Below are 25,959 nucleotides of genomic sequence, written 5' to 3'. Positions count from 1 at the left end.
AAGGCTACCCGCTCCGCCCGCGCGGGAGCGAGGCGGCCGACCCGCCGCGCCCGCCCGCCGCCCCCGGCCCGTCCTCCGGCGCCCGGACGGGCTCCCGGCCCTGCGGGACGGGCCGCGCGCCGCGGGGGCGGCGGGCCGCCGAGCCGCCGTGTGAACACCGCGAAGAGCCGCTGATGGGGGGTCATGCACGGGTCGGCGGACAGGTGACGTAATAATGCTGCCCGTGGCAACAGCAACCGCGATAGAGACAACACCTCACGCTCGGGCGAACCGTCCCAACCTCGTCAGCGTGGGGACGATCGTCTGGCTGTCGTCCGAGCTGATGTTCTTCGCGGCTCTGTTCGCGATGTTCTTCACGATCCGCTCCGTGACGATCGGTCAGGAGGGCCACGACGCGTGGCCCGGCGCCCCCCTGGACCTTCCGCTGTCGACGTTCAACACCACGATCCTGGTGCTTTCGTCGGTGACCTGCCAGATGGGCGTGTTCAAGGCCGAGGCCGGCAAGGTCGGCCGCTCCGGTAGCCTGCTGAACGTGCGCGGCTGGGGTCTGCGCGAGTGGTACGTGCTGACCTTCCTGATGGGCGCGTACTTCGTGGCCGGCCAGTGCTTCGAGTACTACAACCTGGTCACCAAGGACGGCCTGACCCTGTCCTCCTCGGCGTACGGGTCGGTCTTCTACATGACCACGGGCTTCCACGGCCTGCACGTGACCGGCGGGCTGATCGCGTTCCTGTTCGTCCTGGGCCGCACCTACGCCGCGAAGCGGTGGACCCACGAGCAGGCGACGAGCGCGATCGTGGTGTCGTACTACTGGCACTTCGTCGACGTGGTGTGGATCGGCCTGTTCGGCGCGATCTATCTGCTCGACATCTGACCTTCCCAACCCTCGTACCGACGATCATGACCCGAACGGGGATTTCCGTGAAAAGGTTCACCGCATGGCGACGGCGCCCATGGGCGGGCTACGCCGTCGTCCTGGCGGCCCTGGCGGCGATCGGCGTCCTCTATGCCGGCTTCACGCCGCAGAACAACCGCGCCGAGGCGGCCGGCAACGCCCAGGCAGCCGAGGATCTGCAGAACGGCCGGCAGCTGTACAACAAGAACTGCGCCAGCTGCCACGGCCAGAACGGCGAGGGCACCAAGGACGCCGACGGCAAGGCGATCGCCCCCAGCCTGCTCGGGGTCGGTGCCGCCTCGGTCGACTTCCAGGTCAGCACGGGCCGGATGCCGGCGATGAACCCGGGCGCGCAGATGCCGCGGAAACGGCCGATCCCCGAGTTCGACGTCGACGTCAAGACCGACTACCACGAGCCGGAGAAGCGCGAGGCCGCCGAGAAGCGGAAGGCCCAGGCCGAGAAGAACCTGGCCGACCTGCGCGCCTACATCGCCTCGCTGGGCGGCGGCCCCTCGGTGCCGACCGCCGACCAGGTGGACCCGGCCAAGGGCAACGCGGCGGCCGGCGGCAAGCTGTTCCGCACCAACTGCGCCCAGTGCCACAACTTCGTGGGCTCGGGCGGCGCGCTGACCGGCGGCAAGTACGCCCCGCCGCTGGACACCAGCGACGTGACGCCGACGCAGATCTACGAGGCCATGCTGACCGGCCCGCAGGCGATGCCGGTGTTCAACGACACCACGCTGACGCCCGAGAACAAGCGGGACATCATCGCCTACCTGGTGCAGACGCGCGAGGAGCCCAACCCGGGCGGTAACGGCCTGGGCCGCGTCGGCCCGGTCTCCGAGGGCCTGGCGGGCTGGCTGATCGGACTCAGCCTGCTCGTCCTGGCGGCGATGTGGATCACCGCGAAGAAGCCGAAGAAGCTGAAGAAGTCATGAGCGAGAACAAGGACCAAGGCACCGGCGGCGCGCAGCGGCCGGGGGAGGAGGGCGGCGCGCCCGGACGCGTGGTCGGCACGCCGTCCCCCGCCGCCGAGCGGCGGCTGCTGCCCGAGGGCGACGTCTCCGCCCCCGAGGGCGCGGGCGAGGAGCTCGACGAGCAGTCGGCCAAGCGCGCCGAGCGCGTGGTGGCCGCGTTCTTCCTGCTCGCCTTCGCCGCCAGCGTGGCGTTCATCGCCTACTACATCGGATGGAGCGGCCGCGACGGCGGCATGCACGGCATCGACCGGGCCCGCGAGTCCAACCTGTGGCTCGGCGGCACGATGACGCTGGCGTTCCTCGCGATGGCCATCGGCGTCACCATCTGGGTGCGGCGCCTGATGACCAGCAAGCCGCTCGTGCAGGAGCGGCACGAGCTGCGCGCCGACGACGCCACCCGGGAGGCGTTCACCAAGACGTTCCTGGACGGCGCCAAGGAGAGCGGCATCACCAAGCGGCCGCTGCTGCGCCGCACCCTGCTGCTGGCCGCCGCGCCGCTGGGCCTGGCGCCGCTGGTGCTGCTGCGCGACCTCGGGCCGCTGCCGGAGAAGCGGCTGCGCCACACCTACTGGGGCGAGGCCGTCCGCCGGGCCAAGGCGGAGGGCAAGAAGGGCGTCCGCCTGGTGGTGGACGGCACCAACAAGCCGCTCAAGGCCAGCGACTTCGCCACCCCCGGCGGCATGATCACCGTGGTGCCGGAGGGCATCGAGGAGCACGCCGAGCACCCGCTGAACGAGGTCGCCAAGGCGGTCACGATCCTCATCAACATCCCGCCGGACCAGCTCAAGCCCGTCAAGGGCCGCGAGAACTGGCACGTCAACGGGATCGTGGCCTACTCGAAGATCTGCACGCACGTGGGCTGCCCGGCGGCGCTGTACGAGCAGACCACCCACCACATCCTGTGCCCGTGCCACCAGTCGACCTTCGACGCCACTGACGGGGCCAAGGTCGTCTTCGGGCCGGCGGCGCGGCCGCTGCCGCAGCTGCCGCTGGCCAAGGACGAAGAGGGCTACCTGGTGGCCACCGGCGACTTCCCCGAGCCCATCGGGCCGAGCTTCTGGGAGCGCGGATGAGCCAGACCGCACCGGCCGCCCCGAAGGCGATCGAGGGGTCGTTGAACTTCCTCGACGACCGCCTGGGGTCCACCACGTTCTTCAAGCGCAACGCGCGCAAGGTGTTCCCCGACCACTGGTCGTTCATGCTGGGCGAGATCGCCCTGTACTCGTTCGTCATCCTCCTGCTGACCGGCACGTTCCTCACGCTGTGGTTCAAGCCGAGCATGCACGAGGTGATCTACGACGGCTCCTACACCAAGCTCAACGGCGTGAAGATGTCCGAGGCGTACGCCTCGGCGCTGCACATCAGCTTCGACGTGCGCGGCGGCCTGCTCATGCGGCAGCTGCACCACTGGGCCGCCATCCTGTTCATGGCGTCGATCATGGCGCACATGCTGCGGGTGTTCTTCACCGGCGCCTACCGCAAGCCGCGCGAGCTGAACTGGCTGATCGGCATCGGCATGTTCACGCTGGGCATGGTCGAGGGCCTGTTCGGCTACTCGCTGCCGGACGACCTGCTGTCGGGCACCGGTCTGCGCATCACCCAGGGCGTGCTCGAGGCGATCCCGCTCGTCGGCACCTACGGGTACATGTTCCTGTTCGGCGGCGAGTTCCCCGAGGGCGACAACGGCGACCTGATCCCGCGCCTGTTCACCCTGCACGTGCTGCTGATCCCGGGCATCATCCTGGCGCTGGTCACGGCGCACATGATGATCATGTGGCATCAGAAGCACACCGCGATGCCGACCCGCAACCAGACCGAGAAGCAGGTCTACGGCTACCCGTTCTACCCGGTGTTCATGGCCAAGACGGGCGCCTACTTCCTGTTCACCTTCGGGGTGCTGGCGCTGCTGTCGACGCTCACCCAGATCAACCCGATCTGGCTGTTCGGGCCGTACGACCCGGGCGCCATCTCGGCGGGTTCGCAGCCCGACTTCTACATGGGCGTGCTCGAGGGCTCGCTGCGCATCATGCCCGGCTGGGAGATCACCGCCGCGGGCCACACGCTGAGCCTGAACGTGCTGATCCCCGCGCTGCTGCCGCTGGGCATCGTGTTCGGCGGTGCGGCGGCCTGGCCGTTCATCGAACGGTGGGTGACCGGCGACAACCGCAGCCACCACGTCAACGACCGGCCGCGCAACGCCCCGGTCCGCACCGGCGTGGGCGTGGCGGCCGTCACCTTCTACGGGCTGCTGTGGCTGGCGGGCGCCAACGACCTGCTCGCCGAGCGGTTCCACGTCTCGCTGTTCGCGACCACCTGGTTCTTCCGGGTCGCGGTCTTCGTCGGGCCGGTCCTGGCGTACATCATCACCAAGCGGATCTGCCTGGGCCTGCAGCGCAAGGACGCGGCGGTCATCGACCACGGCGTGGAGAGCGGCATCATCGTCATGTCGCCCGAGGGCAAGTTCAGCGAGCGGCACGATCCGGTGAAGGAGGACGACAAGATCGTCATCCTGAGCAAGGAGAACGCCAAGCCGGAGGCCCCGGCGCTGGACGCGTCCGGCGTCCCCGCTCCGGGCACCAAGGGCCCGATGGGCTTCCTGCGCTCGCGGCTGCAGCGGGCCTGGACCTTCGACGACATCCCCGTCGAGGACAAGGGCCACCACGGCGAGCACCACGAGGTCGAGGAGGCGGCGCACAGCGGCGCCGGGCAGAAGGAGCTCAGCCGCTAGGCATCCCGCCGAATTCGCCACGACGAGGGCCCGTCACCGCGCACGGTGGCGGGCCCTCGCGTCATCCGACTGACTGGCAGGTCCATGGACTCCACGCGCACCCTCGTCGTCACCAACGACTTCCCGCCGCGGCCGGGCGGCATCCAGGCGTTCGTGCACAATCTGGCGCTGCGGCGCCCGGCCGGTTCGGTCGTGGTGTACGCGCCCGCCTGGAAGGGAGCGGCGGCGTTCGACGCCGCGCAGCCGTTCCCGGTGGTGCGGCACCCCACGTCGCTGATGCTGCCCGAGCCGTCCGTGCTGCGCCGCGCGGGCGACATCGCCCGGGCGGAGGGGTGCGACTCGGTGCTGTTCGGGGCCGCCGCCCCGCTGGGGCTGCTCGCCGCGCCGCTGCGCCGGTACGGGGTGGAGCGGTTCGTCGGCGTCACCCACGGGCACGAGGCCGGATGGGCGTCGCTGCCGGTGGCGCGCCGGGTGCTGCGCCGCATCGGCGACACCGTGGACGTGCTGACGTACCTGGGGGAGTACACCCGGTCGCGTATGGCGCGGGCGCTGTCCCCCTCTGCCGCCGCGCGCATGTCCCGTCTGGCTCCGGGCGTGGACGAGAAGGTCTTTTTCCCCGGCGCTGGGGGAGAGCAGATCCGCGAACGGTACGGGCTGACGGGCCGTCCCGTCGTCGTGTGCGTGTCGCGGCTGGTGCCGCGCAAGGGGCAGGACGCGCTCATCCACGCCTTGCCACGTGTGCGGCGGGAGGTGCCGGACGCGGCGTTGCTGCTCGTCGGCGGGGGGCCGTACCGGCCTCAGCTCGAGCGCCTGGCCGCTTCGCTGGGCGTGGCCGACGCGGTGGTGTTCACCGGCAGCGTGCCGTGGGAGGAGCTGCCCGCCCACTACGACGCGGGCGACGTGTTCGCCATGCCGTGCCGTACGCGCCGCAGGGGGCTGGACGTCGAAGGGCTCGGCATCGTCTACCTGGAGGCGTCCGCCACGGGGCTGCCCGTCGTCGCGGGGGATTCCGGCGGCGCGCCCGACGCGGTGCTGGACGGCGAGACGGGCGTGGTGGTGCGGGGGCGTTCGGTGCCCGCCGTGGCCGCCGCCGTGGCCGGTCTGCTCCGCGATCCGGGCAGGGCCCGGGAGATGGGGCAGCGCGGACGCGCCTGGGTGGAGGCCGAGTGGCGCTGGGACGTGCAGGCCGCCCGTCTGGACGCGCTGCTCAACCCGTGATCGACGCAGGGGGCCGGTTCCGCGGGGTCCCCGCCGCCGCGCCGTCGGTGGGGCGCCCGTCGCGGAACCGGCCGGTCAGGGGACCGCGGCGAGGCGCCGGCGGTGTGCGGGTGGGGCCGCCCCGGCTCCCGCTGACCAGTTCCACGCGGCCCCTTTCCGAGGAGGGCGGATGATCCCGGCGGTGCCGTCTCCGGCGCCCTGTGCGGGGGAGGACCTGGAGGCGGGCGCTCGGTGAGAACGGGCCGGGCCGGCGGGATCGGGGGTGCGTGGACGGGAGCCCGGGGCGCGACCCCGGCATGCGGCCGCGGCGGGACGGGAGAAGGGGTGGGCCGCCCCGCTGCGGGGGTCGTTCATCGGGGCACCTCCTCCGTTGCGCCGACGGCCGATGACGTTCCCGACGCTAGGGCGGGCGTGCCGCGCCGCGAACCCCGTTAAAGCCCAGTTAAGCGACAAATCAGACAGCGCTAAGGCCGCGACCGCCGACCGGAGCGGCCGGAGCGGGCGGTGCGGGCGGTGCGCGGGCGGACCAGCGGCACCGCCGCGCCCGCCGCCAGCAGGGCGGACAGGGCGAAACCGAGCGCCGCCAGGCCGTGCGCGGCCAGCGCTCCGGCGATCTGCGGGCCCAGGCTCGCCCCGGCGAACAGCAGCGCCGAGTACAGCGAGACGGCGGGCGCGCGGGCGGCGCCGGCCCGGGACCCGATCGTGTCGATCAGGGTGGGGACGGCGACCGCGATGCCCGCGGTGACCAGCATGAGCAGCAGCGCCAGCCCGAGCGTGCCGGGGTGCAGCAGGCCGACCAGGGCCACGCCCGCCGCCGCCGCGGCGAGGGCCGGGGCCAGCCGCGCGGGGGCGGGCACCCGCGACAGCCGCGACGCGAGGAACGGCACGGCCAGGATCACCGGCAGCGCGCTCGCCCGCAGTTCGAGCAGCCCGGTCGTGCCGGTCAGCTGCAGCCCGGTGTAGATCGCCACGAACGCGGCCAGCACCGTGGTCGTGGTCAGGTAGAGCGGCAGCAGGTCGCGCCGGACCAGCAGCGGCGGCATGGCCCGGTAGGCGTCCAGCGGGGAGCCGCCGGCGCGCGGCTCGTCCGGCAGCAGCACCCGTGCCAGGGCGGCGGCGAGCAGGGCGAACGCGGCGGCGCCGGCGGCGAAGAACGCGCGCCAGCCCAGTGCCGCGGCCAGCCCCTGCGCGACCAGCTGCCCGACCACCGCGGCCGACAGGAACCCGGTGGTCAGCAGGGTCACGGTGGTGAGCCGGTGGCGGGGGGCGACGCGTTCGGCGATGTAGGCCATGGCCACGGGCGGGAACGCGCCGGTGGTCAGCCCCTGCAGCACGCGCAGGGCCAGCGCGGCGTGCGGGCCGGGGGCCGCGGCCACCAGCCCCGTGGTGACGGCCGTGGCGGCGATGCCGGCGACGATGACGCGGCGGCGCCCGAACCGGTCCGACAGCGGGCCGAACAGCAGGAAGCCGACCGCGTACCCGAACCCGAACGCGCTGACCAGCCAGGTCAGCGACGCCGCGCCGGTACGCCAGCCCGCGGCGGCCGGGCCGAGCAGCGGGATCATCCCGTACAGCTGCGAGGTGGCCAGCAGCGCGGTGAGGCCCAGCACCGCGGCCGTTGGGACGGCGGGGGCGTGGCGGCTCCGGTCGGCGGAGGCCGCGGACGCCATCGGTGGGGACGTGGTGCACTCCATGCTCGGCGACGGTAGCCAACCAACCGGTTGGAAGTCAACCAACCGGTTGGTGGCCAAGACTGGCTATCATGTCCCCCATGCCCAGCGACGCCCCGTCCACCTCCGCCGCCTCCGCCGCGCCCGGCAGGGCCGCCTCGCCGCGCGCCGAGTCCACCCGGCGGGCGCTGCTCGCCGCCGCCCGCGAGGAGTTCGCCGAGCACGGCATCGCCGGTGCCCGGGTGGACCGCATCGCGCGCCGGGCCGGCGTCAACAAGGAGCGGATCTACGGCTACTTCGGCAGCAAGGAGAAGCTGTTCGACGCCGTGATCGAGACCGCGCTGGACGAGCTGGTCGAGGTCACCGCGCTGCCGGGCGACGACCCGGCCGGGTGGGTGGGGCGGATGTTCGACTACTACCGCGGGCACCCCGACCTGGCGCGGCTGCTGCTGTGGGAGGGGCTGTACGGCCGCACCGAGAGCCTGCCCGAGCAGCGGCGGCGGATCGCGCACTGCCAGGACAAGATCGACTCGCTGGCCGCGCACCTGGGGCGCGAGCCGTCGCCCGAGATCGGGCGGCTGCTGCTCACGCTGATCGGCCTGGCCCTGACGCCCCTGGCGTTTCCGCAGCTCGCCGAGCTGTTCCGCACTCCCGTCGACGGTCCGCAAGCGGCCACCGAAATGCGTGAACATCTGACCGCCTTCGTGCGTATGGCACTGGCGAACGCCGATTTTTCGTGACCGGTGCTCATCGGAGTGGCTCATGGGGCGTATGCTCCGTGGGTGCGGGCCGACCCCGACGAGGGGGACGCCCTCGGACGCCACGGGAGTAGAGCGGGCTCCCGGCGTGGCGGCCGCACTGTCTCAGGGAACCGGCGCCGGGTATGAGCGGGCCCGGCGCGGTAGGGGCCTTACGCCTGCGTTCGCCGAGCGCTCCGCCTCCTTTGACAGGAGAGGGGCATGGCGCAACGCGACGGCAGGCATGCGTCTCAAGGCTTCACCTATGCGTCGCCGCGGACGGCATACGTGTCTCCGCACGAGACCTCTGCGAATGCGCAGGAAGACGCGTACGCACAGGCGGAGGCGTACGCGCGCTTCTGGAATGACCGGCCGGACGGCCGCCGGCGCTCCCGGAGCCGGCGGCAGCGGCAGGGGACGCGCCCCCAGCGTTCCCGCTCGTCCGGGGCGGCCGAGGAGTGGCTGTTCGGCGGGCGCCCATCGGACGAGCCGCCCCCCGGGCGGCCGCCCGGACCGTCCTTCAGCGAACCGCAGCCCGAGCCGCCCGAGCTTCCCCGGCGGCGCTCCACCCGGCGCTCCGAGCCGCCCGGCCGCGGCCGGAGCGCCTTGGCGCGCCCCCTCAGCGAACGGCGCTCTCCCGAAGGGCATCCCAGCACGCGCTTCACCGCCGGCGGCCCCTTCCCCGCCGCCACGGGCCCGGCCCCGGAAGCAGCCCCGCACCCGGACATCACCGCCACGTCCCCCGACCTGGGCTACGACCCGCGGGACCTCGCGCCGCGCCCCCGCACGCTCGCGGCCGAGGGGCGCCCGCCCGCCCGGACGGCACGCGAGCGGGCGGACGGGCACCGGCGGCGCGGCGGCAGGCAGCGGCGGGGCGCGAAGGGCGCGCGGACCCCGGACCGGCCGCGGCGGCGGGACGACGCCGCTCCGGCGGCGCCGCGTACGCGGATCAAGTTCGGCCAGACCGACCGGCTGAGCGCGGGCGCGCTGGCGCTGTCCGTCGTCGTCGGCCTGGCGCTGCTCGCCGTCGTGGAGCGCGCCGTCCTGGAGGGCGGTCCCATCGGCACGCCGCAGCAGGCCGGCTCCGCGTGCGCGCTGCCCCCGGCGCGCTTCGCGTCGGCCGCGCCGCGGCCCAGCACGCCCCCGGTGCGCCCCGCCCAGAACCCCGGCGCGTCCACGCCGACCGCGCCCGACGTGGGAGCGCTGACCGCGCAGGTCCGCCGCGTCACCCTGCTGCAGCGCGGCCCGGCGGCCCGGCAGGCGTACGGGGCCGAGCCCGCCGGGCCGCCCGTCGTCGCCACCATCCGGATGAGCGCCGACCGCACCTGGGCGTTCGGCACCACCGCGCTCCCGGTGCCGGCCACCCGCTCGGCGATGCCCGAGGTGGCGTTCTTCGTGGCGCGCTGGTCGCTGGGCCGCTGGCAGACCGCGCTGTCGGGCTCCGGCGCGTTCGCCGCGCAGCTCGGCCGGGTGCCCGCCGGGCTGATGCCGGCCGACGAGGCCGCGGCGCTGGCCCGCTTCAGCTCCGTCACGGCCCAGCAGGCCGCCATCGCCACCAACGGGTCCCGCGCCGCGGACCGGCTCATGCTGCCCTGGAAGATCGGCGAGATCTGGTCGATGGGCACGGCCGCCGAGGGCGGGGCGCAGCCGGGCCGGCCGCTCGGCACCCTGGCGTTCTCCGGCGGGGACGGGCGGGTGCTGGCCGCGGGCGACGGCCGGTTCTACCGCTTCTGCCGCGACGGGGCGGGCAACGCGCTGGTCATGGTGCTGCACGACAGCGGCCTGGCCAGCGCCTACTACCGGATGCGCAACGTCGCCGCGCTGCGGGACGGCAGCGCGGTCGAGCGCGGCGACCTGCTCGGCCGGACCGGTACGGCACGGCCCTGCGGCGGCGCGCCCGCCCCGCGCGCCGAGGTGCAGTTCGGCCTGCGCCGCGGCGCCGAAGGGGTGCCGCTGGAGGGCGCGCGGATCGGCGGCTGGACGTTCCGCGAGCAGGCCGACCCGCTGCTGGGGTTCGCCCAGCGCGGGGCGATGCAGGTGCTTCCCGGCGGGCTGCTGGCCAACCTCGGGCCGGTCGCCCCCGCGGAGGACTCCGCGTCCACGGGCCAGGGCGGCGACGAGGCGCCCGGACGCGGCAACGGAAACGGCGACGGCAACGGCAGGGGCAACGGTGCCGGAGCCGGACAGGAAAACTCCGCGCCTCCCGCAACACCGGATAGGAGTTCGACCAGTGAAGATCCGCAGTAGCGACGAGCCCGTCCTGCCGTCCTGGGCGCTGTGGGCCATCGCGCTCGCCTCGGTGCTGGTGCTGGTGGGAGCGGCCACCCCGCCGGGCGCCGCCGCGGCCGGCAAGGTGCAGGCGTTCCTGAACTACTACGTGGGCGTGTTCACGCTGCTGACGCTGACCGCCGCCGTGGTGACCGGACTGCTGGCCACCGACCGGTTCATCCTGCACATCCGGCACCGGGTGCTCATCCAGGGCGTGCACCGGGCCGCGTCCCTGCTGTCGGTGACGTGCGTGATCGCGCACTTCACCGTCAAGGTGCTCGGCGGGCTGGCCTCCCCGGCGCAGATCGTGGTGCCCAGCTTCGGCCCGATCGGGCTCGGCACCCTGGCCATGGAGATGATGCTCTTCCTCGGGCTGACCGGGGTGCTGCGCGTCCGGTTCGCCTTCCGCGGCGGCGCGCCGTGGGTGTGGCGGTCCATGCACGCGATCGCCTACGTCGCCTGGCCGCTGGCCCTGGTGCACGGCCTCACCGCCGGACGCGCCGCGGCGAACTGGGTGAACCTCAGCTACATCATGTGCGCGGGCGCGGTCTTCCTGGCCCTGGTCACGCGGCTGTTCGCGGCGGGCAAGCCGCGCGAGATCCGCTACGTCGGCCAGGGCATGACCGACCCGTCCACCGTGGCGCCGCGCACCGTGGTCCAGGCGCCCGGCGCGGCCGACCCGCTGCCGGCGTCCCGGGCGGGCGGCGGAGGTGAGGCGGTGCGATGACGTCCACCTCCGCGATCACCGTCGGCAACATCGGCGGACCCCGGCTGACGCTCGGCTTCGACCGCTTCGAGCGCCTGGACCTGAGCCGGCACCTGGCCGTGCACGGCAAGCTGCACACGCCGATGCTGGAGGACCTGGTCAAGATGTGCGAGCAGGTCGATCTGCGCGGCCGCGGCGGCGCCGGCTTCCCGTTCGCCCGCAAGATCATGGCGGTGGCGTCGCGGATCCGGTACCCGTCGGCCGACCAGACCGACCTGCTGCCCGGCGAGGAGCGCGACGACCGCCGCGACAGCGAGGACGCGGTGGTCGTGGTCAACGGCGCCGAGGGCGAGCCCGCCAGCTACAAGGACAAGGTGCTGCTCACCCGGGCCCCGCACCTGGTGCTGGACGGCGCCGAGATCGCCGCCACCGCGCTCGGCACCCGACGCATCGTGGTGGCGGTGGAGAGCGAGGAGGCCGCCCGGTCGATCCGCGCCGCCATCACCGAGCGGCGCATGCCGGCCCGGGTGGTGCTGCTGGCCGAGCGGTTCATCTCCGGCCAGGCCGGCGCGGTCATCAACGCCATCAACGGCGAGATGCCGGTGCCGCCGACCCGCAAGGTCCGCGCCGCCGAACGCGGCGTGGACGGCTGCCCCACCCTGCTGTCCAACACCGAGACGTTCGCGCAGCTGGCGGTGCTGACCTCGCTGGGCCCCGACCTGTACGCCTCGGCCGGCACCGAGGACGAGCCCGGCACGACGCTGCTGACCATCGGCGGCACCAAGGTCGTCGAGGCGCCGCTCGGCACCCCGCTGCGGACCGTCCTGGACTACTGCGACGTCCCGCCCGGCCCGGCCGTGCTGGTCGGCGGCTACCACGGCCTGTGGCTGGACCAGCGGAAGGCGAACATGGCGGTGCTGTCCCGCAAGGGGATGCGCACGGTCGGCGGGACGGTCGGCGCGGGCATCATCGTGCCGCTCACCGAGGGGACGTGCCCGCTCGGCGAGGTCACCCGCATCGTGTCGTACCTGGCGCGCGACTCGGCGGGGCAGTGCGGACCGTGCCGCCTGGGCCTGCCGGAGATCGTGCGCACGCTGAACGCGCTGAAGTCCGGGTCCGCCATCCCCGACGACGTGCGGCGCGCCGCCGGGATCGGGCGCGGCCGCGGCGCCTGCACGCACCCCGACGGCACCGCCAAGTTCGTCGTGTCGGCGCTGGACGCCTTCGCCGCCGACATCGACCTGCACATGCGCGGCGGCGACTGCGGCATGAAGACGTTCGGCGTGCTGCCGCTGCCCGTGCCCAAGGGCTCGGAGGGCAAGGTCGCCATCGACTGGGGGCGCTGCGACGGGCACGGCCTGTGCGCCTACCTGCTGCCGGAGCTGATCCAGCTCGACCGCTACGGGTTCCCGCAGGTGCTGGGCACCGAGATCCCGTCCTGGATGGAGCGCGACGTGCAGCGCGCCATCGCGATGTGCCCCGCCCTGGCCCTGCGGGTGACCCCGGCGTGACACCGCCCGTGGAAAGCGCGCCGCGACCGGTGCGCGCGTACGGCGCCGCCCGCGAAAAGACGCGGAGAAAACGCGGGAAAAGGGTGATCAGAATGAACCGGAGAACCGTTCCGCCGCGTATTCACCGGCGACCCCCGTCGGACCGGCCGACGCGATCACAGAAAGGGGCATGATTCCGCGTGGGAAAGTCTTATGGAGCGGCGGAGATTCGCGCGCTGCGGCGTTTCGGGCGCAGCCAGGTGCTCCTGGCCGCGGTCGCGGTGGTCGCGGTGGGGGCGGCGCTGTTCGTCGTGCTCAGCCCGCCGGGCGGCGCGGCGGCCGGCGGGGCGCCCGCGCTCACCGGGGGCACGACCGACACCCGCTGGGGCCCGCTGAGCCCGCGCGACCGCGACCTGCTGGTCAAGGTCCGCCTGGCCGGGCTGTGGGAGGGGCCCGCGGGCCAGATGGCCCAGCAGCGGGCGGGCAGCGCCCGGGTCAAGGAGGTCGGCCAGATGATCGCCGAGCAGCACGCGCAGCTGGACGCCGACACCCGCACCACGGCCCAGCGGCTGGGCGTGCTGCTGCCCAGCCAGCCCAGCTCCGACCAGCAGGGGTGGCTGCGGGAGATGTCCAGGGTCACCGGCGCCGACTTCGACCGGACGTTCGTGCTGCGGCTGCGCACCGCGCACGGAAAGGTCTTCCCGGTGATCGCGCAGGTCCGTTCCGAAAGCCGCAACACCGAAATGCGCGCCTTCGCCGAACGCGCGCTGCGCTATGTCAACACCCATCTGACCTTGCTGGAGAGCACGGGTCTGGCCACACAGGAGTCCCTCGTTTCCAAGTAGGTCCCCGACCCCGCTTCCAAGGGAGATCTCAATGCGCAAGAAGAAAGGCATCGCCGTGGCCGTTCCGGCCGCCCTGCTGGTGGCCGCCTCGGTCGCCCGGCCCGCGGCCTGGGCGGCGCCCGGCGAACCGCTCGCCGCGGCCGCGGCCGGCGGCCCCCGAGACGGCCAGGGGAACGGCGACGCCGGACGCGGCGGCCTGGACGGCCGGCAGCAGAACGGCCGGGACGGTCAGAACCAAGGAGACCAGAACCAGGGCCAAGAGCAGGGGCAGGGCCAGAACCAAGGCCAGAACCAGGGGCAGGACCAGAACCAGGGGCAGGGGCAGAACCAGGGCCAGGGGCAGGGGCAGCAGGGCGTCGTCCCGGGCCCGGACGCCGACGACTTCGCCCCGATCGCGCAGGCGCCGCGGCGCAACCAGCCGCGCGTCGGACGCAACGGCTCGCGCGGGACGTTCGTGTCGCGCTGCGGAACCAACCAGAACAACCACCACAACCCCGACAACTTCATCGTGGCGCCCGGTGTGCAGAACGGCGCCCAGCACACCCACGACTACGTGGGCAACCTGTCGACCGACGGGCAGTCGACCGACGAGAGCCTGGCCGCGGCGGGCACCACGTGCGCCCGGGGCGACAAGTCCGCCTACTTCTGGCCCGTGATGCGCGACCGCGCCCGGCAGGACGACTCGCCGACCGCGGCGCAGAGCACCGCCGACGGCAACCTGGGCAAGATCGTCCTGCCGACGGAGGCGCGGCTGGAGTTCCGCGGCAACGCGCGCAGCAGGGTCGTCGCCATGCCGCGCTTCCTGCGGATCATCACCGGCGACGCCAAGGCGGGCACCAACGGCACCGCCAACGCCCGCGCCCTGTGGACCTGCTCCGGCCAGGAGAACCGCGCGTTCACCGACAAGTACCCGCTGTGCCCCGGCAACAGCCAGGTGACCCGCATCCTGGAGTTCCCCAGCTGCTGGGACGGCCAGAACACCGACAGCGCCAACCACCGCACGCACGTGGTGTTCCCCGACCGGAACGGCGCCTGCCCGGCCGGCACCCGGGCGATCCCGCAGCTGCGCATGACGCTCCGGTACGACCTGCCCAACCGGGCGGAGGCGTTCGCCGTGGACTCGTTCCCCGAGCAGGCCCACGACCCGGTGACCGACCACGCCGACTTCGCCAACGTCATGCCCGACAACCTGATGCGGACCGTCGTCAACTGCATCAACAGCGGACGCAACTGCACCTAGCGGGGATCCGCCCTCGGACGCACGGCCGGTGGGGAAGGTAGAGGACTTCCGGCGCACCCCGCCGGCCGTGCCCGCGCCGTGACGGCGCCGCGGGCTCGGGGCGCCGGAGCCGCGGCCCGCCCGGCCGCCTAGGATCGGCGGCATGGACGTTGTGATCGCGGGAGGCCACGGGAAGATCGCACTGCGGCTGGCGCGGCTGCTGGCCGCGCGCGGGGACCGGGTGCGGTCCCTGATCCGCAACCCCGACCACGCCGGCGACGTGCGGGCCGCGGGCGCCGAACCCGTCGTGTGCGACCTGGAGCACGCGGGCGTGGCGGAGGTGGCCCGGCGCGCCGACGGCGCCGACGCGGTCGTGTTCGCCGCCGGGGCCGGGCCGGGCAGCGGCGCCGCCCGCAAGGACACCGTCGACCGGGCCGCCTCGGTGCTGATGGCCGACGCGGCCGAGCGCACGGGGATCCGCCGGTTCGTCCAGATCTCCTCGATGGGGGCGGGGCAGCCGCCGCGGCCGGGCACCGACGAGGTCTGGGCCGCCTACGTCAAGGCCAAGGGGGAGGCCGAGGACGACCTGCGCGGCCGCGACCTGGACTGGGTGATCCTGCGTCCGGGACGGCTCACCGACGACCCCGGCACCGGCCGCGTCACCCTGGCCGAGCCGCCGGTCGGCCGCGGCGACGTCACCCGCGACGACGTCGCCGCCGTGATCGTGGCGCTGCTGGACGCCCCGTCCGTCAGCCGCCGCACCCTGGAGCTGGTGGGCGGCGACGTCCCGATCGCCGAGGCCGTCGCCGCCCTGTGACGGGCGGGTGCGTGAAAACGGGTTGTGGGAGCGCTCCCACGCGCTTCATGATGGGCCGGTGAGCGCTGCACCCGTCATCCGCCCCTACCGCCCCGGCGACCGCGACGCCGTCTACGACGTCTGCGTGCGCACCGCCCACCTGGGCGGGGATTCGCGGCACATCTACCCCGACACGGAGCTGATGCCGAGCATCTTCGCCGGCCCCTACCTGCATCTCGAACCCGACCTGGCCTTCGTGCTGGACGACGGCGAACGCGCGGTCGGCTACATCCTCGGCACCGCCGACACCGCCGCGTTCGTCCAGGCGTACCGGGCCTCGTGGCTGCCGATGGTCCGGGACCGCTACCCCGCCCCCGACGGGCCGCCCGCGACGCCCAGCGACGAGATGGTCGGGCTGATGCACGACCCCGAGCGCATGCTGGTGCCCGGCCTGGAGGACTACCCCGCCCACCTGCACATCGACCTGCTGCCCGAGCACCAGCGGCAGGGGCACGGCCGCACCCTGATGCGCACCTTCCTGGACGCGCTGCGGCGCAAGGGCGTCCGGGCCGTCCACCTGGGCATGGTCACGGCCAACACCGCGGCCCGCGCCTTCTACGACCGGCTGGGATTCCACGAGATCCCGATCGCCGACCCGGGGCCGCTCACCTACCTCGGCCGCAGCACCGAATGGGCGGCCCGCCCGGCCGGTCCGGCCGGGCGGCACGGCGCCGGTCAGTCCTCGTAGAGGGCGTCGATCTCCGCGGCGAAGTCCTTCATCACCACGTGGCGGCGGACCTTGAGGCTGGGCGTCATGTGCCCGGCCTCCTCGGTGAAGTCGACGCCGAGGATGCGGTACTTCTTGATCGCCTCGGCGTGCGAGACGGCCCTGTTGGCCGCGGCGACCGCCGCGTCGATCTCGGCGATCACGTCGGGGTCGCGGCGCAGCTCGTCCAGCGTCATGCCCGCGGGCTTGCCGTGCCGCTCCTTCCAGGGGCCGAGCGCCTCCTCGTCCAGCGTGATCAGCGCGCTGATGAACTTGCGGCCGTCGCCGACCACCAGGCACTGGCTGACCAGCGGATGCGCGCGCAGCCGGTCCTCCAGCGGGGCGGGCGCCACGTTCTTGCCCGCCGCGGTCACCAGGATCTCCTTCTTGCGGCCGGTGATGCGCAGGAAGCCCTCGTCGTCGAGCGCGCCCAGGTCGCCGGTGTGGAACCAGCCGTCCTCCAGGGCCTCCTTGGTGGCGGCCTCGTTGTTCCAGTAGCCGCGCAGCACGTTGACGCCCTTGACCAGCACCTCGCCGTCCTCGGCGATGCGGACCGACACGCCGGGCAGGGGCTGCCCGACCGTGCCGATGCGCAACCGGCTGGGCCGGTTGACCGTCGCGGGCGCGGTGGTCTCGGTCAGCCCGTAGCCCTCCAGGATGGTGATGCCCACCCCGCGGAAGAAGTGGCCGAGCCGTTCGCCGAGCGCGGCGCCGCCGGACACGGCGTACTGCACCCGGCCCCCGACGGCCGCCCGCAGCTTCTTGTACACCAGCGCGTCGAACACCTTGTGCCGCAGCCGCAGGCCCAGGCCGGGCGAGCCCTCCTGCAGCGCCCGGCTGTAGGCGATGGCGGTGTCGGCGGCCGCCTTGAAGATCTTCCCCTTGCCCTCGGCGATGGCCTTCTGCTCGGCCCCGTTGTAGACCTTCTCGAACACGCGCGGCACGGCCAGCAGGAAGGTCGGCCGGAACGAGGCCAGGTCGGGCAGCAGGCCGGCGATGTCGCTGTGCCCGAGGACGATGCCGCCCTCGATGGTGGCGACCTGGATCAGCCGGGCGAACACATGCGCCAGCGGCAGGAACAGCAGCGTCGAGCTGCCCGCCACGGCGATCTCGGAGATCGCGCCCTGCACGCCGTTGCGCGCGGTCAGCACCAGGTTCCCGTGGGTCAGCTCGCAGCCCTTGGGCCGGCCGGTGGTGCCGGAGGTGTAGACGAGGGTGGCCAGGTCGCCGGACGTGCGGGACCGGCGGCGCTCCTCGATGACCGCGTCGTCGACGCCCTCGCCCAGCTCGGCGGCGGTGTCGAGGCCGCCGTCGTCGATCACCCAGACATGCGAAAGGCCCGGGAGCCGGTCCCGGACCTCCTCGAACGTCGCGCGGTGGGCGTCGGTCTCGACGAACGCGCAGACGGCGCCCGAGTCGCCGGCGATCCACTCGACCTGCTCGGCCGAGGACGTCTCGTAGATCGGCACGGTCACCGCGCCCGCCGCCCAGACGGCGTAGTCGATCAGCGTCCACTCGTAGCGGGTGCGCGACATCAGGGCCACCCGGTCGCCGGGCTGCACGCCGGCCGCCACCAGGCCCTTGGCGAGCCGGGTCACCTCGGCGGCGAACTCCCGGGCGGTGACCGGGCGCCAGGACGCGCCGTCCTTGCGCCGCAGGACGATCTGGCCGGGCCGTTCGGCGGCCCGGGAGAACGGTGCGTCGGTCAGGTTGGTGGATTCGGCGACCTCCACCATCGCGGGGACGCTGAACTCGCGCACGGCCACTCCTCGGTCGAACTGTGCGGGTGCTTGGTGCGGATCGATCTTTTCCGGATCGACGGATGTTCGCGGGTCGGATTTCTGCGGATCGGCGGGCACGACGGTACAGGCTTGACTGCCCGAAAGGATACCCGCGAGTAGGAAAACGGCCGTCGAGGCGCTCGCCGTCCTTTCGCCGCGGTGCCGGGACGGCGGCGCCGGGCCCGGCGCCGCCGCGGTTAACAGACCGGCAAAGGCCCGGCCGGACACCGCTCGCACGCGTCCCCGCCCGCCTACGCTGACCAGGTGGAACGCGACCGCATGCGAGCCGGGACGGGGGCGGGGCGATGGCGCTGCTCGAAGTGATCGCACTGACCGCGGCCGACGCGCGCGCCGCGCAGGAGGGCGGCGCCGACCGCATCGAGCTGGTCGCCGACATGGCCGCCGACGGCCTGACGCCCGACCCGCACGTCGTGGCCGAGGCGCGGCGCGCCACGACGCTGCCGATGCGGGTCATGCTGCGCGCCAACGCCGGGTTCGGCACCACCGGGCGCGAGCTGTCGCGGCTGCTGGAGACCGCGCGGCGGCTGCGCGACTGCGGCGCCGACGGCTTCGTGCTGGGGTTCCTCGACCCGTTCGGCCACCTGGACCTGGGCTCGACCGGCAAGCTGGCGTCGGCCGCGGGCCCGCTGCCCTGGACCTTCCACCGCGCGATCGACCACGCCGCCGACCCGGCCGCGGCCTGGCGGACGCTGCGGGAGGCGCACGGCGGGCCGGACACCGTGCTGACCGCGGGCTCGCCGCGCGGCGTGGACGCCGGGCTGGACCTGCTGGTGCGGCGCGCCGCCGAGGTGCCGGACGCCGCGTCGCTGATCGTCGCGGGCGGCGGGCTGCGCCGCCGGCACGTCGCCCCGCTGGCCGCCGCGGGCGTCACCGCCTTCCACGTGGGCACCGCGGTGCGGTCCGACGGGTCCTGGCGCCGCCCCGTCGACCCCGCCCTGGTCGCCGACTGGCGCGCGCTGGTGTCGGCGGCGCGCCCCCGGGAGGCGTGACCCCCGCGGGCTTGAGCACGCGGGCATGACCGCGCGAGGGCGACCGCGCGCGAGCACGTCCCGCGGGCATGATCAAGTCTCGCGTGCGGACGGCGGCGGTTCTAAAGTCTGCTCATGCGGATCCACGTGGTGAGCGACGTGCACGGCCGCGCGGACGCCCTCCGGCGCGCAGGCGATGGCGCGGACGCGCTCATCTGCCTCGGCGACCTGATCCTGTTCATCGACTACTCCGACCACGCGCAGGGGATCTTCGCGGAGCTGTTCGGCCGCAGCAACGCCGACCGCCTCATCGCGCTGCGCACGCAGAAGCGCTTCGACGAGGCGCGCGCGTTCTCCCGGGCGCTGTGGGACTCCCTGGACGGCGGCGCCTGGCCGCACATCGAACGCGCCGTCCGCAAGCAGTACGCCGAGCTGTTCGAGGCCATGCCGACGCCCGCCTACCTCACCTACGGCAACGTCGACCTGCCGCACATGTGGGCCGAGTACGCCCGCGACGGGCACCGGGTGCTGGACGGCGAGACCGCGGAGATCGGCGGGCTGCGGTTCGGCTTCGTCGGGGGCGGGCTGCGCACCGAGTACCGCACCCCCTACGAGCTGGACGACGACGCCTACGCCGCCAAGGTCGCCGCGGTGGGGCAGGTGGACGTGCTGTGCTGCCACATCCCGCCGGCGGTGCCCGAGCTGCTGTACGACACCGTGGCCCGCCGGTTCGAGCGCGGCAGCGAGGCCGTCCTCGAACTGATCAAGGACACCCAGCCGCGCTACGTTCTGTTCGGGCACGTCCACCAGCCGCTCGCGCGGCGCGTCCGCATCGGCCGCACCGAGTGCGTCAACGTCGGCCACTTCCGGGCCAGCGGGGTGCCCTACGCGCTGTCGGTGTGACGGATACTTTCGGTGGACCCGCGGGCGGGGGCCCCGCGGCTGACGAGGCGGAGGAAGACGGCGATGGCGGACCGGACGAGTTCTTCCATCACGATCAAGGCGGACCGGGCCGAGGTCATGGCGGTGATCGCCGACCTGGAGTCCTATCCGCGGTGGGCGAGCGGCATCCGCGAGGTCGCGGTGCGGGAGACCGGGCCGGACGGGCGGGCCAGCCTGGCCCGGCTGACCTTCGACGGCGGCCCGTTCAGCGACACCGTCGGCCTGTCCTACCGGTGGGAGGGCGACGAGCGGGTGCGCTGGGAGCTGGTGGAGCAGGGCGGCGTGGTCACCGGGCTGCACGGCTCGTACCTGCTCACCGAGGCGGACGGCGGCACCGAGGTCACCTACGAGCTGGCCGTCGACGTGCGGGTGCCGATGATCGGCATGGTGCGGCGCAAGGCCGAGAAGCGGATCATCGACTCGGCGCTCAAGGGCCTCAAACGGCACGTGGAGGGCTGACCCCGGGGGGCCGGGGCGGCCGCCCCGGGCGGGCGGCGCTGCCCTTGTGTCGGCGACAGGTGGACAATGGCAGGCATGAACGAGCAGCCAGGCGACGTCCTCGACGAGGCGGTGCGGCTCCTCGACGCGCTGCGCAGGCGGGTCGGCGGGCTCGGTGACGTCCTCGGCGGCGCGCCCCGCGACGACCGCCGGGACCGCCGCCCCGGCCGCGGCGGCGACGGCGGGGACGTGTGGGCCCGCGTCACCGCCGAGGCGCGCGAGGAGGAGCGGGAGGAGGGGCGGCGCGCGCCGCACCGGCCCCCGCGGATCGCCACCGGCGCTCCGGAATGCCAGGATTGCCCGGTCTGCCGCGCCATCGCGCTGGCCCGCGAATCCGGCCCGGACGTGGCCGAGCACGTGCGGGAGGCGGGCCGCTCCCTGATGGCCGCGGCGCTGGACGTGCTGGCGGCGTACGAACGCACCCGCGGCGGGCGGACCGGCCCGGACGCCCGCGGCTCGGGGCGCGGCGCCGCCGCGGACCCCATCGACATCGGCTAGGGCGCGGACGGGCTCCCCGTCCGGGGCGTCGCGAGGAGGAGGAAGGGTAGATGGCCCTGACCATCGGCGTGGATGTGGGCGGAACGAAGGTCGCCGCCGGGGTGGTCGACGACGGGGGGCGCATCCTGGAGCAGGTGCGCAGGCCCACCCCCTCCACCGACCCCCAGGAGATCGCCGACGTCATCGCCGAGGTCGTCGACCTGCTGAAGGGCAAGTTCGAGGGCGTGCGGGCGGTGGGCCTCGGCACGGCGGGCTTCGTCGACCAGACCCGCTCGACCGTGCTGTTCGCGCCGAACCTGGCCTGGCGCGACGAGCCCATCAAGGAGAAGGTGGAGAACCTGGTCGGGCTGCCGGTGGTGGTGGAGAACGACGGCAACGCCACCGCCTGGGGCGAGGCCCGCTACGGCGCCGGGCGCGGGCACGACTTCATCGTCCTGGTCACGCTGGGCACCGGCATCGGCGGCGGCATCATCTTCAACGGCGAGCTGTACCGGGGCCGCTTCGGCATCGGCGCCGAGGTCGGGCACTTCCGGGTGGTGCCGGACGGGCGGCGCTGCGGCTGCGGCAACCGCGGCTGCTGGGAGCAGTACGCCAGCGGCAACGCGCTGGTGCACGAGGCCCGCGAGCTGGCCCGGGTCGCCCCGGCGATGGCCGGGCGGCTGCTGGAGCTCGGCGGGGGCAGCCCGGAGGGCATCAGCGGCCCGGAGATCACCCAGGCGGCGCGGGAGGGCGACAAGGCGGCGCTGGAGTGCTTCCGCACCGTCGCCCGGTGGGCCGGGCAGGGCCTGGCCGACCTGTCGGCCATCCTCGACCCGGGCGCGTTCATCATCGGCGGCGGCCTGTCCGACGCGGGCGACCTGCTGCTCGACCCGACCCGGGAGGCGTTCCAGAACGCGCTGACCGGCCGCGGCCACCGCCCGCTGCCCGAGATCCGCATCGCCGAGCTGGGGTCGGCCGCCGGCATCGTCGGCGCCGCCGACCTCGCCCGCACCGACCCGCTGTGAGCGTGGGAACGGTCCGGATCCTCAGCTACAACATCCGTTCGCTGCGGGACGACCCCGCCGCCGTGACGCGGGTCGTGCGCGCCCTGGAGCCGGACGCGGCGTGCCTGCAGGAGGTGCCGCGGTTCCTGGGGTGGCGCTGCAAGCGGTGGCGCCTGGCCCGCGGCTGCGGGCTGACCGTCGCGGCGGGGCGGCGCCCCGCCGGCCTGGCGGTGCTGGCCGGGCCCCGCGTCCGGGTCGTGCGCGGCGAGCACCACCTGCTGTCGCCCGTGCCGGGCCTGCACCGGCGCGGGCTGGCGGTCGCGGTGCTGGAGGTCGGGTCCGGTCGGCGCCTCATCGCCGCCAGCACGCATCTGGACCTGAAGGACGAGCCGCGGCGGACGCACACCGCCGAGGTGCTGGAACTGCTGGACCGCGCCCGCCGGCGCTACGACGCGCCCGTGGTGCTGGCCGGGGACGTCAACGAGGAGCCCGGCGGCGCGTCCTGGGACCTGCTCACCGGCGTGTTCCAGGACGCCTACGCCACCGCGCCCAAGGGGGAGGGGCCGACCTTCTCGGCGCGCTCGCCCCGCAGGCGCATCGACGGCGTGTTCGCCGACCCGGGCGTCGAGATCGCGGCGTGCGGCGTCCCGGACGACCCGGCGGTCATGGCCGACTACGCCGCGGCCACCGACCACCGCCCCGTCCTGGCCGAGATCCGCCTCGCCTGAACCCGCCGCGGCGCCGCCGGCGGGTGCCGCGGGGGCCCGGTCAGACGACGGCGCCGTCGTCGGGGTCGCGGGGCTCGTCGCCCATGCGCAGCACCAGGGTCACGAACCCGCCGATGAACGCCGCCACCGCCAAGAACGCCGCCCAGCCGGGCACCTGCCAGTCCATCACCACCGTGACCAGCAGGTAGAGCGGGCCGCCGACCAGCGCCGCCCAGGCGCCCTTGGTGAGCGGGTCGGGGTTGGGCAGCGGCGGCGGGGGCGGCGGGACGAAGTGCCCCTCGTCATCGGGGTCCGCCGCGCCGGGGTCCGCGGCGTCGGGCGCGCCGCCCGCCGGTCCGGACACGTCCGCGGGCTTGATCACCCGGGCGCGCGGCAGCCGCCCGGTGCGGTCCTCGCCCTCGCCCGTCCCGGCGGACGGGCCGGGGCGCTCGTCGCGGATGTCCTCCTGCTCGGGCCAGGGAGCGGCGCCGTCGGCGGGGCCGGTGTCGAAGCCCGCGACGATCTCGGCCCAGATGGCGTCCTCGTCGCGTTCGGCGGTCGCGCCCGGGCGGGCGTCGTCGGCGGCGGTCGGGGCGCCGGCGGCGCCCGGGGCCGCGCCGGCGGACGGCTCGTCGGGTTCGCGGCCGTCGCCGCCGTCGCCGCGGGCGCCGGCGTCCCGGAGCCGGGTCAGGTGCGCCTGCAGCACGCTCTCGGCGGTCGGTTTCATGTCGACGTCCACGTACAGCCGGTCGAGCACGTCCCGGCCGTCCGCATCGGCGGGCCCGGCCGCGGACTCGCCCGCCGGGGCCGCCGACGCCGCGTACGCCGCCACGCCCGCCTCCCGCAGCGCCGTCAGCATCGCGTCGGCCAGATGCGGGGCCAGATCGACCAGCGGGGCGTAGGCGTCCGCTGACAGTCCGTTGCCACGGCGATTCACGGGGCAGGCTCCTTGGACTCCGGCGTGACCGACGGCACCGGCATACGGCCTCCGCTCCCCCAGTGACGAGTGTCCGGCGGCACCGCCCGCAGGGGGTGGCGGCACATCCGGACGCCTTGAAACGTGTGTCCCACGGTATTCGCTGCGCCGCGCCGGACAAGCCCCCGGGCGGGATTTCCTCGGCCGGGACCCCGCGCCGCCCCGGGGACGGCCGGGCGCGGCGACGATGTGGGGCCCCCTTGCGCGGAATGGGAAGATGTCGCATCATCCCCGGTCGGTCGGATCGGTGCGCCGTGCGGCCGGCGCACCCGTCCTTGAGGAAGGTTGCGGCATGCTCTGGTTCTGGATCCTGCTGAGGATCACGCTCTCGCCCATCCTGTACCTGGTGTGGCGGCCGAGGAACTCGGGCATGCACAACGTCCCCAAACGCGGCCCCGCGCTGCTGGTGTCCAACCACCTGTCGTTCGCCGACCACTTCTTCGGCCCGCTGCCGCTGCTGCGCCCCATCTACTTCCTCGGCAAGCGCGAGTACTTCACCGGCAAGGGCCTCAAGGGCCTGATAAGTAAGGGCTTCTTCACCGGCGTCGGCGTGGTCCCGGTGGACCGCTCCGGCGGCAGCGCCGCCGAGGAGGCCCTGCAGACGGGGCTGCGCATCCTGCGCGAGGGCAAGCTGCTCGGCATCTACCCCGAGGGCACCCGGGCCCCCGACAACCGGCTCTACAAGGGCAAGACGGGCGTGGCGCGGCTGGCGCTGAAGGCCCGGGTGCCGGTGATCCCCATGGCGATGATCAACACGTTCGAGCTGATGCCGTCCGGGCAGCCCTACCCGCGGCTGGGCGTGCGCCCGGGCGTGCGGTTCGGCGAGCCGCTGGACCTGTCGCGCTACTACGGCGGCGAGGACGACCCGAAGGTGCTGCGCAAGGTCACCGACGAGATCATGCAGGCGATCCGGGAGCTGTCCGGGCAGGAGTACGTCGACCGGTACGCCGCCGAGGTCAAGGCGGAGCTGGCCGGGAAGGCGCCGCGTCCCGGCAACGACGACGAGTGACGGGCGGGGCGCAGCGGCGCGCGGCGGCGGGCCGGCGCGCCGTGGAGCTGGAGGTCGCGCTGTGGCGCGCGGTCGCCGTCTACCGGGCGCTGGCGCTGGCCTACGCCGCCGCGCTGATCGCCAAGAACTCCGGCGGGTACGCGCGTCCGCTGGGCGGCTGGGCGGTGCTGGCGGTGATGGCCGCCTGGACGGCGTGGGCCACGTTCGCCTTCGCCGACCCGAGGCGCCGCGGCCGGCCGCTTCTGGCCGCCGACCTGGCGGTGGCGATGGGCTGCCTGCTGGCGACCGCGTGGGTGGAGAGCCCCGAGGGCATCGCCGCGGGCCGCCCCACCCTCCCCGTCTCGTGGGTCGCGGCGGCGGTGCTGTCGTGGGCGGTGCGGGGCGGCAAGCGCCTCGGCCTGACCGCGGCCGCCGTGCTCGGCGTCGGCGACCTGCTGATCCACGTGCTGGCCGGGACCGTCGGCGGGCTCGGCGACCGGACGTTCAACGGCATCGTGCTGCTGCTCATGGCCGGGCTCGTCGTCGGCCACGTGGTGAAGCTGGCCCGCGACGCCGAGGCGCGGCTGGCCCGCGCGGTGGAGCTGGAGGCCGCCACCCGCGAGCGGGAGCGGCTCGCCCGCCGCATCCACGACTCGGTGCTGCAGGTGCTGGCGATGGTCAAGCGCCGCGGCGGCGAGCTCGGCGGGGAGGCCGCCGAGCTGGGCCGGCTGGCCGGCGAGCAGGAGGCCGCCCTGCGCGCGCTGATCGGCGCCTCCCCGCCCGCGGCCGGGGCCGGCCACCGGGACGGCGCCCGGCACGGCTCCTGGGACGGCTCCTGGGACGACGGGGCCGGACGCCGGGACGAGCAGACGGACCTGCGCCCGCTGCTGACCGCGCACTCGGCGGCGACGGTCACCGTGTCCACCCCGGCCACGCCCGTGCCGCTGGACGCGCACGCCGCGCACGAGATCGAGGCGGCGGTCGCGGCGGCCCTGGACAACGTCCGCCGGCACGGCGGCGACGGCGTGCGCGCCTGGGTCCTGGTGGAGGACGGCGACGACGAGGTGACCGTGAGCGTCCGCGACGACGGCCCCGGCATCCCCGAGGGACGGCTGGAGCAGGCCGCCGCCGACGGCCGCCTCGGCGTCGCCCAGTCCATCCGCGGACGCGTGCGCGACCTGGGCGGCACCGTCGCCATCGTCACCGCGCCCGGCGAGGGCACCGAGATCGAGATGACCGTTCCCCGCGCCCCGGACCGGCGGCGCCGATCATAGAGTGGCCG

24 protein-coding genes are annotated in these 25,959 nt (G+C 74.4%); 21 read left to right on the top strand and 3 right to left on the bottom strand.

Translation table 11 applies throughout. The annotated features are described in order from the left end of the window. The first annotated feature begins 214 nt into the window (after window positions 1-214). The 5 genes from ctaE (at window position 215) to ABD879_RS14445 (ending at window position 5,818) form a co-directional block, all read left to right on the top strand. Window positions 215-874, top strand: a complete 660-nt coding sequence (ctaE, locus tag ABD879_RS14465; protein ID WP_345021599.1) for an aa3-type cytochrome oxidase subunit III — start codon at window positions 215-217, stop codon at window positions 872-874. A gap of 47 nt (window positions 875-921) precedes the next feature. Then, on the top strand, window positions 922-1,833 hold the full coding sequence (gene qcrC / locus ABD879_RS14460; protein ID WP_345021598.1) for a cytochrome bc1 complex diheme cytochrome c subunit: 912 nt from the start codon (window positions 922-924) through the stop codon (window positions 1,831-1,833). After that, window positions 1,830-2,945 carry a cytochrome bc1 complex Rieske iron-sulfur subunit gene (gene qcrA / locus ABD879_RS14455; protein WP_345021597.1) on the top strand — a complete coding sequence of 372 codons (1,116 nt, stop codon included), beginning with the start codon at window positions 1,830-1,832 and terminating at the stop codon, window positions 2,943-2,945. The genes qcrC and qcrA overlap by 4 nt, the downstream gene beginning before the upstream one ends. After that, on the top strand, window positions 2,942-4,600 hold the full coding sequence (gene qcrB / locus ABD879_RS14450; protein WP_345021595.1) for a cytochrome bc1 complex cytochrome b subunit: 1,659 nt from the start codon (window positions 2,942-2,944) through the stop codon (window positions 4,598-4,600). Before qcrA ends, qcrB begins: the two co-directional genes overlap by 4 nt. Window positions 4,601-4,684: 84 nt before the next feature. Then, complete coding sequence (locus tag ABD879_RS14445; RefSeq protein WP_345021593.1) at window positions 4,685-5,818, top strand: glycosyltransferase family 4 protein; 1,134 nt, start codon at window positions 4,685-4,687, stop codon at window positions 5,816-5,818. A 464-nt stretch (window positions 5,819-6,282) separates the two neighbouring features. On the opposite strand, the gene ABD879_RS14440 is transcribed toward ABD879_RS14445, so the two are convergent. Continuing rightward, window positions 6,283-7,512 carry an MFS transporter gene (locus ABD879_RS14440; RefSeq protein WP_345021591.1) on the bottom strand — a complete coding sequence of 410 codons (1,230 nt, stop codon included), beginning with the start codon at window positions 7,510-7,512 and terminating at the stop codon, window positions 6,283-6,285. A gap of 77 nt (window positions 7,513-7,589) precedes the next feature. On the opposite strand from ABD879_RS14440, the gene ABD879_RS14435 reads away from it, so the two are divergent. The 8 genes from ABD879_RS14435 to ABD879_RS14400 all read left to right on the top strand — a co-directional run bounded on the left by ABD879_RS14435 (window position 7,590) and on the right by ABD879_RS14400 (window position 16,297). Continuing rightward, complete coding sequence (locus tag ABD879_RS14435; protein WP_345021590.1) at window positions 7,590-8,228, top strand: TetR/AcrR family transcriptional regulator; 639 nt, start codon at window positions 7,590-7,592, stop codon at window positions 8,226-8,228. A 603-nt stretch (window positions 8,229-8,831) separates the two neighbouring features. Next, window positions 8,832-10,472: a hypothetical protein gene (locus ABD879_RS14430; protein ID WP_345021588.1), complete on the top strand. Its 1,641-nt coding sequence runs from the start codon at window positions 8,832-8,834 to the stop codon at window positions 10,470-10,472. Then, on the top strand, window positions 10,456-11,220 hold the full coding sequence (locus ABD879_RS14425; RefSeq protein WP_345021586.1) for a ferric reductase-like transmembrane domain-containing protein: 765 nt from the start codon (window positions 10,456-10,458) through the stop codon (window positions 11,218-11,220). The genes ABD879_RS14430 and ABD879_RS14425 overlap by 17 nt, the downstream gene beginning before the upstream one ends. Continuing rightward, window positions 11,217-12,710: an NADH-quinone oxidoreductase subunit NuoF family protein gene (locus ABD879_RS14420; protein WP_345021585.1), complete on the top strand. Its 1,494-nt coding sequence runs from the start codon at window positions 11,217-11,219 to the stop codon at window positions 12,708-12,710. Before ABD879_RS14425 ends, ABD879_RS14420 begins: the two co-directional genes overlap by 4 nt. Window positions 12,711-12,889: 179 nt before the next feature. Further along, the gene (locus ABD879_RS14415; RefSeq protein WP_345021583.1) at window positions 12,890-13,534 is read left to right on the top strand and encodes a DUF4142 domain-containing protein; all 645 of its coding nucleotides are present in this window, start codon (window positions 12,890-12,892) and stop codon (window positions 13,532-13,534) included. Window positions 13,535-13,565: 31 nt separating this feature from the next. Next, a complete protein-coding gene (locus ABD879_RS14410) occupies window positions 13,566-14,774 on the top strand; it encodes a DUF1996 domain-containing protein (RefSeq protein WP_345021581.1) in 1,209 nt (402 codons plus the stop codon). A gap of 142 nt (window positions 14,775-14,916) precedes the next feature. After that, window positions 14,917-15,570, top strand: coding sequence for an NAD(P)H-binding protein (locus ABD879_RS14405; protein ID WP_345021579.1), 654 nt, complete (start codon window positions 14,917-14,919; stop codon window positions 15,568-15,570). A 58-nt stretch (window positions 15,571-15,628) separates the two neighbouring features. Beyond that, window positions 15,629-16,297, top strand: coding sequence for a GNAT family N-acetyltransferase (locus ABD879_RS14400; RefSeq protein WP_345021577.1), 669 nt, complete (start codon window positions 15,629-15,631; stop codon window positions 16,295-16,297). Here ABD879_RS14400 and ABD879_RS14395 read toward each other — a convergent pair. Then, window positions 16,285-18,075, bottom strand: coding sequence for an AMP-dependent synthetase/ligase (locus ABD879_RS14395; protein ID WP_345021575.1), 1,791 nt, complete (start codon window positions 18,073-18,075; stop codon window positions 16,285-16,287). The two genes, ABD879_RS14400 and ABD879_RS14395, sit on opposite strands and share 13 nt — an antisense overlap. Window positions 18,076-18,401: 326 nt before the next feature. Between ABD879_RS14395 and ABD879_RS14390 the strand changes: the two genes are divergently transcribed. From ABD879_RS14390 to ABD879_RS14365, 6 genes are all read left to right on the top strand, one after another. Further along, the gene (locus ABD879_RS14390; protein WP_345021573.1) at window positions 18,402-19,106 is read left to right on the top strand and encodes a copper homeostasis protein CutC; all 705 of its coding nucleotides are present in this window, start codon (window positions 18,402-18,404) and stop codon (window positions 19,104-19,106) included. Between the two features lie 114 nt (window positions 19,107-19,220). After that, the gene (locus ABD879_RS14385) at window positions 19,221-19,988 is read left to right on the top strand and encodes a metallophosphoesterase family protein (protein WP_345021570.1); all 768 of its coding nucleotides are present in this window, start codon (window positions 19,221-19,223) and stop codon (window positions 19,986-19,988) included. A 63-nt stretch (window positions 19,989-20,051) separates the two neighbouring features. Continuing rightward, window positions 20,052-20,486 carry an SRPBCC family protein gene (locus tag ABD879_RS14380; protein WP_345021568.1) on the top strand — a complete coding sequence of 145 codons (435 nt, stop codon included), beginning with the start codon at window positions 20,052-20,054 and terminating at the stop codon, window positions 20,484-20,486. 75 nt (window positions 20,487-20,561) lie between these two features. Beyond that, window positions 20,562-21,023, top strand: a complete 462-nt coding sequence (locus ABD879_RS14375) for a hypothetical protein (RefSeq protein WP_345021566.1) — start codon at window positions 20,562-20,564, stop codon at window positions 21,021-21,023. 50 nt (window positions 21,024-21,073) lie between these two features. Continuing rightward, window positions 21,074-22,027, top strand: coding sequence for an ROK family glucokinase (locus ABD879_RS14370; RefSeq protein ID WP_345021564.1), 954 nt, complete (start codon window positions 21,074-21,076; stop codon window positions 22,025-22,027). Next, window positions 22,024-22,734, top strand: coding sequence for an endonuclease/exonuclease/phosphatase family protein (locus ABD879_RS14365; protein ID WP_345021561.1), 711 nt, complete (start codon window positions 22,024-22,026; stop codon window positions 22,732-22,734). The genes ABD879_RS14370 and ABD879_RS14365 overlap by 4 nt, the downstream gene beginning before the upstream one ends. A 40-nt stretch (window positions 22,735-22,774) precedes the next feature. On the opposite strand, the gene ABD879_RS14360 is transcribed toward ABD879_RS14365, so the two are convergent. Beyond that, window positions 22,775-23,650, bottom strand: a complete 876-nt coding sequence (locus ABD879_RS14360; protein WP_345021559.1) for a hypothetical protein — start codon at window positions 23,648-23,650, stop codon at window positions 22,775-22,777. A 331-nt stretch (window positions 23,651-23,981) separates the two neighbouring features. Here ABD879_RS14360 and ABD879_RS14355 point away from each other — a divergent pair, with 331 nt between their 5' ends. Next, on the top strand, window positions 23,982-24,698 hold the full coding sequence (locus tag ABD879_RS14355) for a lysophospholipid acyltransferase family protein (RefSeq protein WP_345021557.1): 717 nt from the start codon (window positions 23,982-23,984) through the stop codon (window positions 24,696-24,698). After that, a complete protein-coding gene (gene macS / locus ABD879_RS14350) occupies window positions 24,695-25,951 on the top strand; it encodes a MacS family sensor histidine kinase (RefSeq protein ID WP_345021555.1) in 1,257 nt (418 codons plus the stop codon). The genes ABD879_RS14355 and macS overlap by 4 nt, the downstream gene beginning before the upstream one ends. Window positions 25,952-25,959: the final 8 nt, after the last annotated feature.

The organism is Actinomadura keratinilytica, from assembly GCF_039539665.1.
Lineage (GTDB): Bacteria > Actinomycetota > Actinomycetes > Streptosporangiales > Streptosporangiaceae > Spirillospora > Spirillospora keratinilytica.
This window is presented reverse-complemented; position numbering and strand designations above follow the sequence as displayed.

What these genes read in the sequence shown, in the direction of transcription:
- qcrA (WP_345021597.1), top strand. Translation starts at nt 1,830, where the DNA reads ATGAGCGAGAACAAGGACCAAGGCACCGGCGGCGCGCAGCGGCCGGGG.
- ABD879_RS14355 (WP_345021557.1), top strand. Translation starts at nt 23,982, where the DNA reads ATGCTCTGGTTCTGGATCCTGCTGAGGATCACGCTCTCGCCCATCCTG.
- ABD879_RS14405 (WP_345021579.1), top strand. Translation starts at nt 14,917, where the DNA reads ATGGACGTTGTGATCGCGGGAGGCCACGGGAAGATCGCACTGCGGCTG.
- ABD879_RS14410 (WP_345021581.1), top strand. Translation starts at nt 13,566, where the DNA reads ATGCGCAAGAAGAAAGGCATCGCCGTGGCCGTTCCGGCCGCCCTGCTG.
- ABD879_RS14440 (WP_345021591.1), bottom strand. Translation starts at nt 7,512, where the DNA reads ATGGAGTGCACCACGTCCCCACCGATGGCGTCCGCGGCCTCCGCCGAC.
- ABD879_RS14370 (WP_345021564.1), top strand. Translation starts at nt 21,074, where the DNA reads ATGGCCCTGACCATCGGCGTGGATGTGGGCGGAACGAAGGTCGCCGCC.
- ABD879_RS14380 (WP_345021568.1), top strand. Translation starts at nt 20,052, where the DNA reads ATGGCGGACCGGACGAGTTCTTCCATCACGATCAAGGCGGACCGGGCC.
- ctaE (WP_345021599.1), top strand. Translation starts at nt 215, where the DNA reads ATGCTGCCCGTGGCAACAGCAACCGCGATAGAGACAACACCTCACGCT.
- ABD879_RS14375 (WP_345021566.1), top strand. Translation starts at nt 20,562, where the DNA reads ATGAACGAGCAGCCAGGCGACGTCCTCGACGAGGCGGTGCGGCTCCTC.
- ABD879_RS14435 (WP_345021590.1), top strand. Translation starts at nt 7,590, where the DNA reads ATGCCCAGCGACGCCCCGTCCACCTCCGCCGCCTCCGCCGCGCCCGGC.
- ABD879_RS14385 (WP_345021570.1), top strand. Translation starts at nt 19,221, where the DNA reads ATGCGGATCCACGTGGTGAGCGACGTGCACGGCCGCGCGGACGCCCTC.
- qcrB (WP_345021595.1), top strand. Translation starts at nt 2,942, where the DNA reads ATGAGCCAGACCGCACCGGCCGCCCCGAAGGCGATCGAGGGGTCGTTG.
- ABD879_RS14390 (WP_345021573.1), top strand. Translation starts at nt 18,402, where the DNA reads ATGGCGCTGCTCGAAGTGATCGCACTGACCGCGGCCGACGCGCGCGCC.
- ABD879_RS14445 (WP_345021593.1), top strand. Translation starts at nt 4,685, where the DNA reads ATGGACTCCACGCGCACCCTCGTCGTCACCAACGACTTCCCGCCGCGG.
- ABD879_RS14420 (WP_345021585.1), top strand. Translation starts at nt 11,217, where the DNA reads ATGACGTCCACCTCCGCGATCACCGTCGGCAACATCGGCGGACCCCGG.